This window comes from Luteolibacter sp. (genome assembly GCF_039920825.1).
GTDB lineage: Bacteria > Verrucomicrobiota > Verrucomicrobiia > Verrucomicrobiales > Akkermansiaceae > Luteolibacter.
The window spans coordinates 295,234-309,878 of the sequence record NZ_JBDSCX010000041.1; the positions used below are offsets into that span (position 1 = coordinate 295,234).

At 58.7% G+C, this 14,645-nt stretch carries 16 protein-coding genes; 6 read left to right on the forward strand and 10 right to left on the reverse strand.

The annotated features are described in order from the left end of the window. Positions 1-312: 312 nt before the first annotated feature. Together ABIQ96_RS12310 and ABIQ96_RS12315 are read right to left on the reverse strand one after the other, a co-directional pair. The gene (locus tag ABIQ96_RS12310; protein WP_348214893.1) at positions 313-1,179 is read right to left on the reverse strand and encodes a hypothetical protein; all 867 of its coding nucleotides are present in this window, start codon (positions 1,177-1,179) and stop codon (positions 313-315) included. A 60-nt stretch (positions 1,180-1,239) separates the two neighbouring features. Beyond that, entirely contained in the window at positions 1,240-1,908 is a 669-nt protein-coding gene (locus tag ABIQ96_RS12315; RefSeq protein ID WP_348214894.1) for a hypothetical protein, read from the reverse strand. Between the two features lie 140 nt (positions 1,909-2,048). Here ABIQ96_RS12315 and ispG point away from each other — a divergent pair, with 140 nt between their 5' ends. Genes ispG through ABIQ96_RS12335 form a run of 4 tightly spaced genes read left to right on the forward strand, consistent with a single transcriptional unit; the run spans position 2,049 to position 6,941 of the window. Beyond that, a complete protein-coding gene (gene ispG / locus ABIQ96_RS12320) occupies positions 2,049-4,517 on the forward strand; it encodes a (E)-4-hydroxy-3-methylbut-2-enyl-diphosphate synthase (RefSeq protein ID WP_348214895.1) in 2,469 nt (822 codons plus the stop codon). A 5-nt stretch (positions 4,518-4,522) separates the two neighbouring features. Beyond that, on the forward strand, positions 4,523-4,804 hold the full coding sequence (locus tag ABIQ96_RS12325) for an ATP-dependent Clp protease adaptor ClpS (RefSeq protein WP_348214896.1): 282 nt from the start codon (positions 4,523-4,525) through the stop codon (positions 4,802-4,804). Beyond that, positions 4,801-5,274 carry a hypothetical protein gene (locus ABIQ96_RS12330; RefSeq protein WP_348214897.1) on the forward strand — a complete coding sequence of 158 codons (474 nt, stop codon included), beginning with the start codon at positions 4,801-4,803 and terminating at the stop codon, positions 5,272-5,274. Before ABIQ96_RS12325 ends, ABIQ96_RS12330 begins: the two co-directional genes overlap by 4 nt. 50 nt (positions 5,275-5,324) lie before the next feature. Further along, positions 5,325-6,941, forward strand: coding sequence for a multicopper oxidase domain-containing protein (locus tag ABIQ96_RS12335; protein ID WP_348214898.1), 1,617 nt, complete (start codon positions 5,325-5,327; stop codon positions 6,939-6,941). A 10-nt stretch (positions 6,942-6,951) separates the two neighbouring features. On the opposite strand, the gene ABIQ96_RS12340 is transcribed toward ABIQ96_RS12335, so the two are convergent. Continuing rightward, positions 6,952-7,605, reverse strand: a complete 654-nt coding sequence (locus tag ABIQ96_RS12340; protein WP_348214899.1) for an NlpC/P60 family protein — start codon at positions 7,603-7,605, stop codon at positions 6,952-6,954. Between the two features lie 67 nt (positions 7,606-7,672). Here ABIQ96_RS12340 and ABIQ96_RS12345 point away from each other — a divergent pair, with 67 nt between their 5' ends. Both ABIQ96_RS12345 and ABIQ96_RS12350 read left to right on the forward strand, forming a co-directional pair. After that, positions 7,673-8,599: a mitochondrial fission ELM1 family protein gene (locus ABIQ96_RS12345; protein ID WP_348214900.1), complete on the forward strand. Its 927-nt coding sequence runs from the start codon at positions 7,673-7,675 to the stop codon at positions 8,597-8,599. A 74-nt stretch (positions 8,600-8,673) separates the two neighbouring features. Next, positions 8,674-9,417 (forward strand): glycosyl transferase, encoded by a 744-nt coding sequence (locus tag ABIQ96_RS12350; protein ID WP_348214901.1) that lies wholly within the window; start codon positions 8,674-8,676, stop codon positions 9,415-9,417. A 91-nt stretch (positions 9,418-9,508) separates the two neighbouring features. On the opposite strand, the gene ABIQ96_RS12355 is transcribed toward ABIQ96_RS12350, so the two are convergent. From ABIQ96_RS12355 to ABIQ96_RS12385, 7 genes are all read right to left on the reverse strand, one after another. Beyond that, the gene (locus ABIQ96_RS12355; RefSeq protein ID WP_348214902.1) at positions 9,509-10,249 is read right to left on the reverse strand and encodes a sulfotransferase family 2 domain-containing protein; all 741 of its coding nucleotides are present in this window, start codon (positions 10,247-10,249) and stop codon (positions 9,509-9,511) included. Beyond that, on the reverse strand, positions 10,246-10,983 hold the full coding sequence (locus ABIQ96_RS12360) for an SGNH/GDSL hydrolase family protein (RefSeq protein ID WP_348214903.1): 738 nt from the start codon (positions 10,981-10,983) through the stop codon (positions 10,246-10,248). The genes ABIQ96_RS12355 and ABIQ96_RS12360 overlap by 4 nt, the downstream gene beginning before the upstream one ends. An 8-nt stretch (positions 10,984-10,991) precedes the next feature. Further along, entirely contained in the window at positions 10,992-12,023 is a 1,032-nt protein-coding gene (locus ABIQ96_RS12365) for an ELM1/GtrOC1 family putative glycosyltransferase (RefSeq protein ID WP_348214904.1), read from the reverse strand. Between the two features lie 5 nt (positions 12,024-12,028). After that, positions 12,029-12,847, reverse strand: coding sequence for an FkbM family methyltransferase (locus tag ABIQ96_RS12370; protein ID WP_348214905.1), 819 nt, complete (start codon positions 12,845-12,847; stop codon positions 12,029-12,031). Between the two features lie 14 nt (positions 12,848-12,861). Continuing rightward, positions 12,862-13,674 (reverse strand): glycosyl transferase, encoded by an 813-nt coding sequence (locus ABIQ96_RS12375; RefSeq protein ID WP_348214906.1) that lies wholly within the window; start codon positions 13,672-13,674, stop codon positions 12,862-12,864. Between the two features lie 298 nt (positions 13,675-13,972). Then, a complete protein-coding gene (locus ABIQ96_RS12380) occupies positions 13,973-14,380 on the reverse strand; it encodes a type II toxin-antitoxin system HicB family antitoxin (RefSeq protein ID WP_348214907.1) in 408 nt (135 codons plus the stop codon). A 4-nt stretch (positions 14,381-14,384) separates the two neighbouring features. Beyond that, complete coding sequence (locus ABIQ96_RS12385; RefSeq protein WP_348214908.1) at positions 14,385-14,591, reverse strand: type II toxin-antitoxin system HicA family toxin; 207 nt, start codon at positions 14,589-14,591, stop codon at positions 14,385-14,387. Positions 14,592-14,645: the final 54 nt, after the last annotated feature.

Consider the following 14,645-nt stretch of genomic DNA (forward strand, 5'->3'; position numbering starts at 1 on the left):
AATGGTGGTGGATTTGTCGGGAGTGAGGAAACCGGGTGCCCGGAAGAGGACGTGAGTCCGCAAAAAGCCAAGCCAGGGACGGCTGGGAGCCGCCCGGTGTGAAACGGGAAACGTCAAGGAGGCGGATGGGTTTTGGGCCTCGGAGACGAAATAATGATCTAACCTAAAGCAAAGAGATTAGGGCTTCCGCGTATTCTGCCTACCTATTTTGTGTCCCCTTTTCGGGGGGGGTAATGGGGCATACTTCGACGACCGGGTTGGAGGCCTCCGATCATGTTAGATAAGTAAGGAAAAGCTTCCGCTTTCAAACGATCAAGGCGCGTCCTTCAGATCATTGGCGGGCTTTTGCGCGGCCTTCGGAATATTCCATGCGGTGAGCCACTCCTGTTTGGTGCGCTTGAAGCCAAGTTCTAGCAGGTGTTTTTCCATATCGGGGAAATGGGCGGCCCCGTAGAAAATGCCGAGATTTTTGTGACCGGCGGCGAACTCGGTGTTCATGACTTCGAGGCAGCGTTTGTTGCGATCGCTGATGATCACGCTTTCCCCGGCGAATGCGGCGATCTGGTCGTCGCCGTGGCCGAGCGTGTGAACGATTTCGAGTTTCACCCCATTCGAACTGCCCGAGAGCAGGGCTTTGAGGAGCTTGGCGGGATCCGGTTGGTTTTTGGCATCGGGGTCGAGTTTGCCGGCCTTCATCGCGAAGCCGATCAGCGATTCGCCGCGCTCGGACTGCATCTCGGTGAACTCGGCGATTGTCAGGTCGGCGTGGACGAAATTTTTCGTGGTGTAATCGATGGAACCCGCCTGGCCGGTCAGATTGAGAAAGCCGGCGACCATGTCATAGATCTTGTGCAGTCCGGATAGATTTTTTCCTTCGTCTTTAGCCGGCCCTTCCTCTCCGTCTTTCCGCGGTGTGTATTTTTCTCCGCCGATCATTTCGAAAAGCAGGGAATCGTAGCCTTGGAAGCGGGTTGTGAGCGTCTCGTAATACGCCTTGTCCGCGATGTGGACGGCACCGAGGAGCTCGACGCTTTCGCCGTCCTTTTCATAACGGGTGACCGCCGTTTGCAAGCGGGCGGCGGAATCGTCCTCATCCACGCGGATAAAATCGCCGGCACTGGCGGCGACGGCCAGAATGAGTGAGGTGAAGACAGTTGCGAGGCGTGTTCTCCGGGCCATGGGAAAATTTTTCGCATGGGAGAGGCGGTCGCGCGAGGGGAAATTCCATCGGATTTCCGATCAGGTATTCCACTTGCGGATGTAGACGCTGGTCATGGTTTCATCGGTCCGGAGTTCGATAAAACCCGTGTATCGTCCGGGGCTGTGGTTGTTGAAATCCATGGTTTTCTTATGGAGACCGAAGCTAGGCGAATAAATACTTTCAGGAAGATACGCTGGCATCCCGGTGCCCGCGCCACTCCGTTTTAAATCCAATGTCTGGATGAGGCGCACTGTTTCCTCTCGAGAGCATTCGAACGAATAAGAGGCACTCACGTCGGAGAGGATGATGTTGTTGATGTTGACCGTCAGATGTCGCGCGCTTTTCGGAAGTTCGGCGTCGAAATAACTCTTAAAGCCAAGCGCGGGATCCATCCTTTCGCGAACGGCGGACACGACGGGCCGCGCGCAGAAAACCAAGGGAAGGACCAAGGAAACCCACCAGCGATAGGGCCGGATGGGTTTCCAATTTCCGATGGCCCTGCCAATCAGGCCCAGAGGTACGAGGATGAGCAACATGAACGGCGAGGCAAATGCCGCAATAATGAGGGACATTTTCAAGACCCGGTCCAAATCGGTGTTCGTGAACGCTTGCTCAGCACACAGCGACGTCCACGCGGCGATCCACAACACCAAGACCCAGAAAATCCGCCGCTGATTCCGAGAGCGGAGGGCACCTTGAAGGAGCATGGGATCTTCCTGCTTCTCAACTTCCATCGCCTCAATCTTGACAGGCCCAGGAGGTGGCACACAACTTCGAAAACCGAGATTCTCGGTCACAAACGCAACCGTTGCCGGGCCGATGTTTCTCGGTTATATCCACGGTAGAAATGAATCCACCCGCCCTGCGCTACTGCCCCGATCTGCTGCATTATTCCCGACGACTCACCCGCGAGGTGATGGTCGGAAATGTCGGCGTCGGCGCGCATCACCCGATCCGCGTGCAGTCGATGATCACTTCGGACACACGCGACACTCCGGCCTGCGTCGCGGAAGTGCTCGGGCTGGCCGAGGCCGGTTGTGAAATCGTGCGGATCACGGCGCAGACGAGGATTTACGCAGCGAATCTGGAAAACATCGCCCGCGAGGTGCGCGCCGCCGGTTGCAACGTGCCGCTGGTGGCGGACATCCATTTCAAGCCCGACGCCGCGCTCGAAGCCGCGAAGTGGGTGGAAAAGGTCCGGGTGAATCCGGGAAACTACGTGGACAAGAAAAAGTTCGAGATCCGCGAATACAGCGACGATCAATACGCCGAGGAACTGGAGCGCATCCGCGAGGAATTCACGCCGCTGGTGCTGCTTTGCAAGGATCTCGGCCGGGCGATGCGGATCGGCACCAACCACGGCTCGCTTTCCGACCGCATCATGAACCGTTACGGCGACACACCGCTCGGGATGTGTGAAAGCGCGTTGGAATTCGCCCGACTGGCGCGAGAGAACGACTATCACAATTTCGTCTTCTCGATGAAGGCATCCAACCCGAAGGTAATGATCGAGGCCTATCGCCTGTTAGTCGCAAGACTCGATGCGGAAGGCCCGGACTGGAACTATCCGATCCACCTTGGCGTCACCGAAGCCGGCGACGGCGAGGACGGCCGCATCAAGAGCGCCATCGGCATCGGTTCGCTGTTGGCGGATGGCATCGGAGATACGATCCGCGTCTCGCTAACAGAAGATGCCGTTTATGAAATCCCGGTCGCGCAGGCGTTGGCGGCACCCTTCAACGCGCGCAGCGTCGTTGAAGGTGGTTGCTGCGTCTCGCAGCAACGATCCATCAGCGAAGACGCCAGCTCCACGCGGTTCGCTTGGGACAAGGTTAAAAAAAACAAAGCCACGTTCCTCCCTCACTGGACTCAGGATGGAGCGACCTATGCCGTCACCTTCCGGCTTGCCGATTCCCTGCCTCAGGAGATTCTCAACCGTTACGAAAACAAGCGCAAAGCCCTCCAGGAGCAATTCGAATCACAATCCCCTTTCGCTCGCAAACAACTCTCTAACCTCCAATCCACTGAGATCGATCCCGAACTGGATCGCGCCCACGGAACCTGTTTGTTTAACAACGAGATTTACGCAAAACTCGTCGCTGAAGCCATGGCGCATTTCAACGGCAGCCGTTACGATCTCCTCGCGTGGTGTGTCATGCCCAACCATGTTCACGCAGTGCTCAAGTTGTCGCCGGGTGAGCAGCTTGATAAGATTTTACATTCATGGAAAAGTTTCACCGCCCATGAAATCAACAAGCTGTCAGGAAAAAATGGACCCATCTGGCAAAAGGAAAGTTACGATCATCTGGTGAGGGATGGTGACGATTTGAGAAACCAAGTGGCATATGTGCTCGATAATCCTAAGCTGGCGGGGTTGAACGGTTGGAAGTGGGTGGGGGGTGTTTATCCGGAATTTTTAGAGAGGCGGACGTTGCTGCGAGACGCAGCAACCACGTTGATTTCTTCATACGACCCCTTCAGCTACGAACGACGCGCCAGCTCCACTCTAACGATCATGGGCCACGAGCTCGGCGGCGAGAAGACCGTGCGTGTTTTCACGACCCAGGAACGCTGGAACGCCATCGCCCACAAGATCGTTGGCATGGGCGATTTCAAGCCGGAGATCATCGTTGAAAAATCCGGTGTCGTGGAAATCGACCCCCGCGACGAGACAGCGATCTCCGCCATCAATAGCCAAACCGAGCCCGTTCTCGTCACCGTGAAGGACGGTCTCGATCTCGAAGTCATCCACGCGTTCCGCCAGCTCGCGTTCCGCGTCGATCCGCGGCATCCGGTTCTGCTCAAAGACACGCTTCACCCGCCGGTCGGCGACACGGATTTCATCCAGGCACTGCTTCCCGCCGCGCAAAACATCGGCTCGCTGCTGTGCGACGGCATCGGCGACGCCATTCTCGTTAGAGGCGAAACCGCACCGGGCCAATCGCTGCGGCTCGCCTACAACATCCTGCAGGCCGCCGGCACGCGCATTTTCAAAACCGACTACGTCGCCTGCCCGAGTTGCGGCCGCACGCTTTTCAACCTCCAGCACACGACGCAGAAAATCCGCGCCGCCACCGGCCATCTCAAGGGCGTTAGAATCGCCGTCATGGGCTGCATCGTCAATGGCCCCGGCGAAATGGCGGACGCCGATTTCGGCTACGTCGGCGGAGCTCCTAACAAAATCAACCTTTACGTCGGCAAAACCGCGGTCAAATTCAACATCCCCGAAGCCGAGGCCGTCGAGCGGCTCATCGACCTCATCCGCGAGCACGGAAAATGGGTGGACGCACCCGAACCGGCCACCGCCGAAGTCTAACTGTCATGGCTGATCCAGAAACCCTGACCCGTACCAGCGAGGCAACCTCGCTCGATGTTCCGTGGAACGTGATCGTGCATGACGATCCGGTGAACCTCGTGAGGTATGTGATCTTCGTCCTGATGAAAATCTTCGGTTACGACGAGAAAAAATCGCTGGTCATGACGATGCAGGTCCATCGCCAGGGCCGCTCGGTCGTCTGGTCGGGCGAGCGGGAAAAAGCCGAGTTCTACGTCCAGCAACTGCAGGCCCACCAATTGAAATCCTCAATGGAAAAAGCGCAATGACCGTCCTGCCCACACTTGAAGGCGGCCTCCGCATCGATACGGAAGATCCCAGCGATTGGGAGCTTCTCCGCTCGATCATCACCGATGCGAATTGCTGCAAGATCGACCTCGCAAGCCGCCTTGGAGGGCTCATGAGCGAAGCGGCCGGCGGGGAGGATTGGGACGAACTGGTCGTCCCGGATTTGCGCGAGGGTTTCCAGGACGAGCTCGCTGAAATCGGTGCCTTGATAGAATCCGCCATCTTCAATGCCGAAAACGGCCCGGGACCGATCTGGATTTCTCCCGACGATGCGTTCCCATGGTACAGCTCGCTGAATCAAGCGCGTCTGGCTTTGGAGGAAATCCATCATTTCGGCCCCGAAGACGAGGTGGATCCGATGGTCATGACACCGGTCCAGCGCGCGGCATTCATCCGCTCCGGCTTTTATTCGGACATCCAGTCGCTGCTGTTGCGGCATGTGATGCGATAATTCCGGACTTCCTGATTCCTTCCCTCGGGATCGGTCATTAGAATTGGCGAATGTTCGGCCGTTACCTGATCATCTCATTGTGGATTCTCTCGCTGGGCATCGCTCCTGGTTGTCCGTGGTGCCAGAACAATCCGGCGATGAAGCCGACGGTGAACGAGGGCGATCCGGATCCCGGAGGCAAGTATTTCGGCCAGATCCCGGATCCCGCCAAAGTCCGCCGTTACTACATCGCCGCCGAACCGGTCCTTTGGGATTACCTGCCTGCGGGCGAGGATCCGGTGATGAAAACTCCGCTGCCTCCCCAAATGGCAACAGGCGTCAAAGCCGCGAAATTTCGCTATCAGCAATATGCGGACGAAGGGTTTCAAAAAAAGGTCTTCCCCCCCGGCCGCTTGGGAATCCTCGGCCCGGTGATGAGGGGGCAGACCGGTGATTTCATCGTGGTGACACTTCTCAACCGCCTGCCAACACCCGTCTCCATGCACCCGCATGGCGTCCGCTATGACAAGGACAGCGAGGGCTCCAGCTACTTTCCGGGACGTGGCATGGGGGCGTCGATCGGTCCTGGAGCGAAATTTACCTACGTATGGCATCTCGATGAGGCGAGCGGACCCCGGCCGGATGAACCGAGTTCCAAGCCATGGCTCTATCACAGCCACGTGATCGGAGATTCGGAAATCAACGCGGGGCTTTCCGGGTTCATCATCGTCACCGACCCCGCACGCAGTCGCCCGGACGGAACGCCAAAGGACGTGGATCGGGAGATGGCGCTGCTTTTTCAAAATTATGACGAGAGCGGCGTCGATGAAAGTGCGGAGTATGCGGCGGGTGGCTCCTCCGAAGAAAAATCCGAGGGGCTCACGCCATTGCCGTGGGAAAAATTGAAGGAAAAACGGGAGCTGAACATGCGTCACGCGATCAACGGCCGGATCTTCGGCAACTTGCGCGGCCTTGAAATGCGGGCGGGCGAGCGGGTGCGCTGGTATGTGTTCGCACTTGGCAATGAAGCGGACGTCCATACCGCCCATTGGCACGGCGCGCGTCTCACGGACGACACCGGCCGCATGATGGATGTCCTCAATCTAATGCCGGGAAACATGAAATGTGCCGACATGCTGGCCGACAATCCCGGCGAGTGGATGATCCATTGTCATGTAGGGGAGCACATGATGGCGGGGATGTATGGAACCTATCAGGTATTTCCCGCTGACGGACCTGTTCCGGCGGAGGATGCGTTTTTCGGATTGAGCACCAACACCCAAAGCGTGCGCTGGCTTGCTGCCGACGGCGACCTCGATCCCGCATCATTTCAACTCAAAGTCCGCTGCCTCGTCACGGCTTACGAAAATCTATCCGTTTGGACCACCAAGCTCGGCGTGACGATCGGCAGGACCTCCGCCAATGTGCAGCTCGATCAAAAAGGAGCCGGTGAATCCGGCGGAGGAGCTTTCCGGGTGGTCAATGCGGACAGCCTCGGGTTGGTTCGCGGTGACGCTCTGGAAATCGAGCTCAGGTTGACCGGATCCGAGTGGAAGAACGCGATCCGGGAATCTTTGGTTAGGGAAGGCGATCCTTACGTGCCTCTGGAAATTTCCCTGAACGGAGTTGCCCATCAGACCCGGGTTCCCCTGACGATTACGGGAGATAAGGTCGTTTTGCGGAAGTGACGAACCTCGGTCATTCTCCGATCCCCGGTGGCGTTCCATAACCCATGAACACCGCCTTGCCTCCCTCGCGTGGCAGTCGGAAATCATAAACACCGTAACCGTTCGCCTTGATGCCGCGGTAGGATCGGCCGTCGGTGGCGTTGATCATCACCGCGTTGCCGTCCTTTTTCTCATGGCCGAGAAACAGGGCGACGTGGGTGATGTTCACCTTCCGCTCATCGCCCGGAGTGTAGGTGCCGCCCCAGAATAACAAATCGCCGGGCTGGAGATTTTTCAAACTCGCTTCATCGAGCGCGCTCGTGCCTAACGAAACTTCAGTCAGGCGACCCTTTTCCTTGAGCCAGAGATACTGATCCGCAGACGTTCTCGGCGGATCGAGGCCCGCTTCGGTCATGACGAAATACATCGCGCCGGAACAATCGAACCCGCCGTCCTTGGGATCCGAGGCACCGAATCGGTAGGGCAGCCACGCCGAGTCCCTCGCGACGGCAATCGCCTCGCTGATCAACTTTTTCCGGTCCTCGGGCAACGACTCGAATTCCCGCAACGATTGCGTCGCGATCAAGGCCGGCCTTCCGTAGCTGGCCTTGACGACCGGTTCGGTCGCGGGCGTTTGCGCGACCGCTCCAACCCCGAGCAGGATGGAAAACAAAAGGAGTTTCATCCGGCAAGATACCGTCGGGTACGCAGGGTTGCAATGGATCATCCGCCCGTGGCATTCTGACCGGGTCGTGACGAAACCTCTCACCCTCTGGCTGCTGGGCGATGGCAAGCCGGGCCATGAAAACCAATCACTTGGACTCGCGGACGCACTCGCGCGGCGGGTCCCGTGCGAGGTCCACCGGATTTCCCTCGCGGGAAAACGCGGCATCGTCACCCGCGTCAGGGCGGCGCTCAAGGTCAGTGAGCGCCTACCGAAACCCGACCTCATCATCGGCGCGGGACATGCCACCCATTTCGCCCTGCTTAGGCTGGCCCGCAAGCATCGAGCCAAAAGCATCGTCCTGATGCGACCGAGTTTGCCAATGGGTTGGTTCGATCTCTGCATCGTACCAGCTCATGATTTCGCCAACGGCTGCGGGCGGGAAAACGTCATCATCACCCAGGGAGCGCTCAACCGCGTGTCCCCTCCCCCGATTTCCGGCCGTAATGGAAAAATGATCCTTATCGGCGGTCCATCGTCGAGCCACGGTTGGGATGGCGAAAGCTTGCTGGCGACCCTTGCTGAAATTTCCAAGGATGGCTCCTGGCAACTCACCGATTCGCGCCGGACACCCGACGGATTCACCGACGAAATCCGCAGAAAACTGCCCGCCATCGAGGTTTTTCCCCATCAGCAAACGACGCCCGAATGGCTTCCCGGGAAACTCGCTACTGCGGAGGAAGTTTGGGTCTCGGAGGATTCTGTCTCCATGATTTACGAGGCGCTCAGCTCGGGTGCGCGGACCGGCCTGCTTCCCGTGCCACGGCTTGCGGAGTCGTCCCGAGTCCTGCGCGGTCTGGAGAACCTCGTGAACGACGGTTTCATCACCCCGTTTTCGGATTGGGAAAAAACCGGGCGGCTCAAGGCCCCTCCTTCCATCTTGCGCGAGGCCGACCGTTGCGCCGATGAGGTTCTCAGACGCGACACCACCCGCGGAAGACAAGCTGAAGCTTGAACTCCGGAACCGGGCCCCGGCCTCCCTATTTTAAGCTGTTCGATCCCGGACCCCCATTTCAGAATCCCGCCTCCATGACCCGCTACATCGTCACGCTCAAATGGGGAGACCGCTATGGCCCGGAGTATGTGAACCGGCTCGCTTCCGCCGTCCGCCGCCACACCAGGACGCCCGTGACCATCGTTTGCTTCACGGACGACGGGACCGGCATCGACCCGTCGGTGGAAATTTTCCCGATCCCGGAAATCGATCTTCCGGCGGCAGACAAAGTCACCGGTTGGCGGAAAATCTGCCTGTTCCGCCCGGATCTGCCGATCGATGGCCTCGGGTTGTTCGTCGATCTGGACGTCGTGATCACCGGTTCGCTCGACGACTTTTTCACCTTCGGAAACGAGGACGACATTCCGATCATCCACAACTGGATGGCCTTCCATAAGAAGTTTTTCATCAAGGATCCGATGATCGGAAATTCCTCAGTCTTCCGTTGGAAACTCAACCATTGCGCGTTCGTCTGGGATCAATTCCACAAAGAAAAGGAATGGGCGCTGGCAAATTTCCGCCCGCCGCAATCCTATCTAACACACTGCATCCGGCCGCGCATGAAATTCTGGCCCGCCGAGTGGGTCCGCAGTTTCAAGCGGCACTGCCGCCACGCTTTTCCGCTGAACTGGCTGCTGGCTCCGTCGCTTCCCGCCAGCGCGAAAATCATCGCCTTCCACGGCAAGCCCGACCCGGACGAAGCCGCCGTCGGCTACCGCGGCAAGCGGCTGAACCACTACTCGCGTCCCGCTCCGTGGATCGACAAGAACTGGTGTTAGGAATCCACCCGGAGTTCAAGCTTCAGCTTGTTCTTTGTTAGGTCAGTCCCGGATGAATGAAGACAAGCTGAAGCTTGAACTCCGGACCGCCCTATTTCGCGACCGGACCGCCGTGGCGTTCCCGCCATTTCTCGCAGATTTCCAGGAAATCATAGTCGCGGCGGTACCAGTTTTTGACCAGTTCGACCGCGGCCGGCTCCAATGGCGGCGGCCGGTCCGTGTCGGAGGAACTCCGGTTGGTGCTTTTCGAATCCTTGGGCAGCGTCAGCTCACCCGGAAGTCCTAACGGCTCCTTCAACAGTTCGAAATCCGCGTCGAAACTCTCGATCCGGCCGATGAACAGAATCGCATTCTCTCTAGCAGCAAGCTCTTTCTCGTTTCCAAACCAATCCCAGTAGGAGCACTGGAGATGGCTGATTGTCCGCATCGCGTGGACCGCATCGGCATGCGCGGGGTGGGCGGGATCGAGGGCGAGAGCCAGCGAGTTCGGATCGGGAAAACGCGAGAACGCCCGTTCTTCATCGGCCGACCACGGCACGTGATGCGCCGGCGCGCCCTTCCGCAGCCGGCTACCGAAGCCGCTGATGTAGCGGCTGACCGGATCCCGCGTCACGAACATCACGCGATGGCCCTGCGGAATGTGCTTCAACGCGACGCGATGGGGATGAAGATAGAGCACGCATTTCGGAGTGACCTGATGCGAACCAAGCACACTCTTCAAGGTGGTGCCGCCGGTTTTCCGAAGGTGGAGAAAATGGATGTTTTCCCGGTCGGTGCAGCCCGCGAGGATGCGTTTTTTCAGGCGGTCCAATTTCCGGAATGACAGGCTCATGACTTGATTGGATTGACTGCAAGCTTGTCCCTGAGCGGCCCTATCAGAATCCGCGCGTAGGCTTCCGGCTCGTAGTGATGGTCGTTCGGATTCGAATTCAGAAGACCCGGATCCACGGTGCCGTCGGGACCCAGCGACTTGCTATCGAGATTAATGAACGCGATGCCGTGGCCTTCGCAAAATGCCTCCACCTGCTTGTTGAAATGCAGCGTCAGCGCGGTGCGTTCGATCTGCGTCGCGGTGACTTCCTTGCGCGCGGTGGCGACCTCGCCCCATTCGGTGCCGTCCTTGATCGTTGGCAGCGGCGTGCTGATGCAGACGACCGAGGCCGGGCGGGATTGGATTTCCAACAGAAAATCGGTGTAGGTCCTGACCGCTTTCTCGGTCACCAACTCGACGGACTCGTTGTATTTTTTCGCCCGGTACCAAATGATGAATCCGGTGTCCACCTCGCCTAACATCACCACGATCCGTTTGGCGGCGGTGTCGGCCAGCGCCTCACGGAAACGCTGGTAGGCCTGCGTCTTCGAGTTCGGATTGGCTAGACCGGATGCAGTCGCGCCGCCGACGTTGATGACGTTGAAAAAGGATTTAGGAAAACTCCGGCAGATGGCCTTCTGTTTGAAAATGGAGGTGTGCGAATCGCCCAACACCAGGATTTCCTCGCGCAGCATCCGCTTGGCCAGCAGCAGCACGCGCCTCTTGAGTTTTCGGATCGGACGGTTGCGCTTCATGCTACAGACTAGTGGTTCACGGGCCAATGAAGCCGTGAAAGCAGCGTCGCTGCCAGCTCGCAATTGATCGGGCGCGAGCGCGGCAGAAGCCGGGTGTCACCGGGGTGGAAACTCCCGAGAACGGCGATCGGCACCCGGACGATGCGCGACGCCTTCTCCAGCCGGTTGTAATATCCGTGGAGAAAACTTGTCGGCTTAATCTCCGTTTTGGCGGGCATCGTGACCAGCACCGGCCGCCCGGAGGCGACGGCTTCCGTGACCATGGTGACGCTGTCCTGCGTGACACAGACCCACGTCGCGGAACCAAGGAATTCCGCCATCAGTTTCTCCGGTTTTTCCGCCCACCAAACGGCGCGGGCGATGGTCTTCGGGACGAGGTGCTCGCGCAGGATGGTTTCCGCCCGCGCGCCCGTCCGGCGGGAGGTGCTGACCAGCCAGCGGATGTCCTGCGCCTCCGCCAGCGTGTTCATCTTCAGGGCTAACAATTTCCAGTCGGCATCTGTATATTCATGGCTCGCCGACGCGCCGCCGATGATCATCGCCCAGAGACAGCCGTTAGGGCGTTCCCGCCAGGCGCTCGCCGCAGCGTTCGCCTTCGCCGGGGTGATGCCGGTGGGGATCATTTCCAACGGCACATCGGTCACGTCCGTTTCAAACGGCGAGGGCGTGAAAACCGTGTGGAACCAACGGGCCGGATACGGTTTGCGCTCGCCGAGGAACACCAGCGGCGCACCGTGTTTCACCGCCAGGCTGCGCGCGGTGAACACCGCCTTGCCACCGCTGGTGACGATGAGATTCGGCATCACTCCTGTTGGAGGCCTGCAACCCAGGCAGCTCTTGAGGAATCCATCGGACAAGGGTTGCCCGGCGCGGCCCATCCACAGCCGCACGATGGAGCGGATGATTCCGCCGAAACGCGGACTCGTCTGGATGATGTGGGGCTCGAGCTTCACCTGTTGGGCAAGGGCGGCGACCAAGCCTTCCGACTGGCTCACGTGACCCGGACTGCCTTCGCTGATGATCCAGACGACCCTTTTCATGGAGTTTACTCGGTTAGAACGAGGATGCCGTTCATTTTCGTACAGCGGTCGAGCCGGTAACCGTGGGAAACCAGCAGGTTTTTGAGAGGTTCGCCGCCTTCACCAACGATTTCGCCGATGACGAAGCGCGGCCAAATCGTACGCGGAGCGGTTTTGAAAAACGCCTCCAACACCGGAACTTCGAAGCCCTCGATGTCGATCTTCATCGCGTCCACCCGATCCACTCCCGCTTCCATCAGAAGATCGAGCAGCGGTCGGCCGGGGACCCGGCGGCCGGAGCCTTCCGAGCGCACGGCGGTCTGGCCGACATTGCCCGCGTGTTCCTCGATGACGACCTCGCACGGAGTCGGCGTGACAGCGCAGGGGAAGAGCGTGACGGATGATGTTAGATTGTTCGCCGCGAGATTGTGGCGCATCCGTTCGAGCATGATTTCCGTCGGCTCGACGGCGATGACGCGCAGGCCGGCATGGCGTTGGGACAGCGCCCAGAATGTGTAGAAGCCGGCGTTCGCGCCGACATCAAGAAAGACCGCACCGGGATGCAGCGCGCCTCGCAGGGCATCGCGTTCGGGAGCGTCGTGGAAATTGGCCATGGTCAGCCAGCGCTGCTCCGTTAGGTTTCCGCGCGCGCCGAGGCGGAGCTTGAGTCCCCAGATTTCTCGATCGTAAACAGCCTGTTCGCTGTTCTTCACCGGCTTGCGCAGGAGGAACGCGAGTTTGCGGAAAATCCCCGACGGCGGCAGCAGATCGATCAGCTTCAAACTGAATGCCGCGGCTCCGCGCGGTTTCCAGGTGCCCCAGGGAGATGTGGTGTCGAAGGTCATTCAGTTAGCCAATTTCATTCTCTCCAGTGCTCGGCAACCCACGCGGACGGCATGACGTAGCGGGCCAAATGCTTGCGCCATTTCTTCTGGGTCTTGCGGTTTCCCCAGACCCAGCGGAGTTGCTCCATCGGGCTGCGGGGCGAGGTGTTTTGCGACCAGCGGCCGAGGATGGCATCGGGCGGTTTCGGGTGGCCGGGGAAGGTGACGATTTTCACGCCTTTCGGCAGAACGGCAGGACGAAGGTAACGCAACGGCCAGGGCCCCATCGAGTGCAGGCCGAAATGCTTGGTCCACGACGGCGGCCAGAATTTGATCCCGCCGCGGATGCCGGCGGTGACGTAGTTTTGCTCGAACTGGTATTTCCGCGAAATGTTGACCGAATCCTTCTGCAGATTTTCCAACATGTAAGGATGCCCGCCGACGGGAAACCGGAACACCGACGTCTGCCCGGTCTTCTTGAAAATCCGGACCCAGTTGCGAGCAGTGATGACGTCCTGCGGATCGCCGTAGGTGAAATAATCGTCGATGTTGGAAACGATCACCGAGTCGAGATCGATGAAAAGCGCCGTGCCTTCGAGCCCGTCGAGCTCGCGGTTCCAAAGAGCGACTTTCGGCCATTTTCCCGGAACATCGGGCGGAATCTCACAACCCAGTGAAGGCAGCGGTCGGCAATCGACCTCGGGCCGGATGCCGCTGGCGTCTTCGGTGAAACAAACGACCTTGAACGGCCCGGTGATGTTCCGCGCGACCATGGCGTGGAGGATATTGACGTAGCGGGCGTCGTAAACGGTCCCCCACTTCATGCAGAAAATCAGCTTGGTAGTCATCGATTCGGAAAATGCCCGGCCGGGTCAGGTGAAAGCCATAATTCACACAAGAGCAGGACGAAATGTAAGCAAAATCTCAGGTCCGTGGCTTGCATTTCAAAATGACCGGAAGACTTTCAGCCGCAAAAAGGCGCGAAAATACGCAAAGTGGGTGATGTGGCGGGATCATGGATCCGGATCGATTTACGATCCACCCCGCCATCGAACACATCGAAATTTTTCGACCGCTTTTCGCCTCTTTGCGGCGGAGTTCCCCATCACTTCTCAGATGTGCGCCCCAAACCCCAAACCTCGTCCGCTATTGATCGTCGTGCGCGGCCACATACTCCAAAGCGGCGTGCGCGAGAAACCCGGAACGGGTATCTCCATGGCGTGCGGCAAATGAATCGATCTGAACCAGGAGCCGTTCAGGCAAGGTGATGTTCACGCGCTTCGCCTTACCGGACAATTTCGATACGTCCACGTCCACCAAAGCCCAGACTCCATCTGAAAATCGATCCTCGTTACGGTAATGTTCAACGGTTTCAGGAACAGGAAGTTTCCCGCCGTCCAGTAGCAAACCTTCGATATGGCACTCGATCGCCTCAACCGCGTTTGAGAGCGCATCATCGGTCGTGTCGCCCGCCGAAAAGCAGCCGGGTAAATCCGGGACGGTGACGCCATAATCAGAGTCGGGGTCCTTATGAATGACGATTGGGAATCTCATGGGGTTACGGTGGCCACTGCCATCCAGCTTGGGTAAAAATGCTTCGGAGAGTGCCTTTTGGAAAATCCTTCTTGGGGTGCGGCACCGTAACACGCCCAACTTGTTCGGGATGTTTGTATTGATGGTGTGAGCCCCGAACATTCGCCAGAACCCAGCCCCCGGCTTTCAATCTGGCGATGATGTCGCGACTCGTCACCACGAGAGGATACACACGCTACACACCGGGTCAAGAGTGGCGTTTTAGGATTCCGGGACCCGAGCGCGT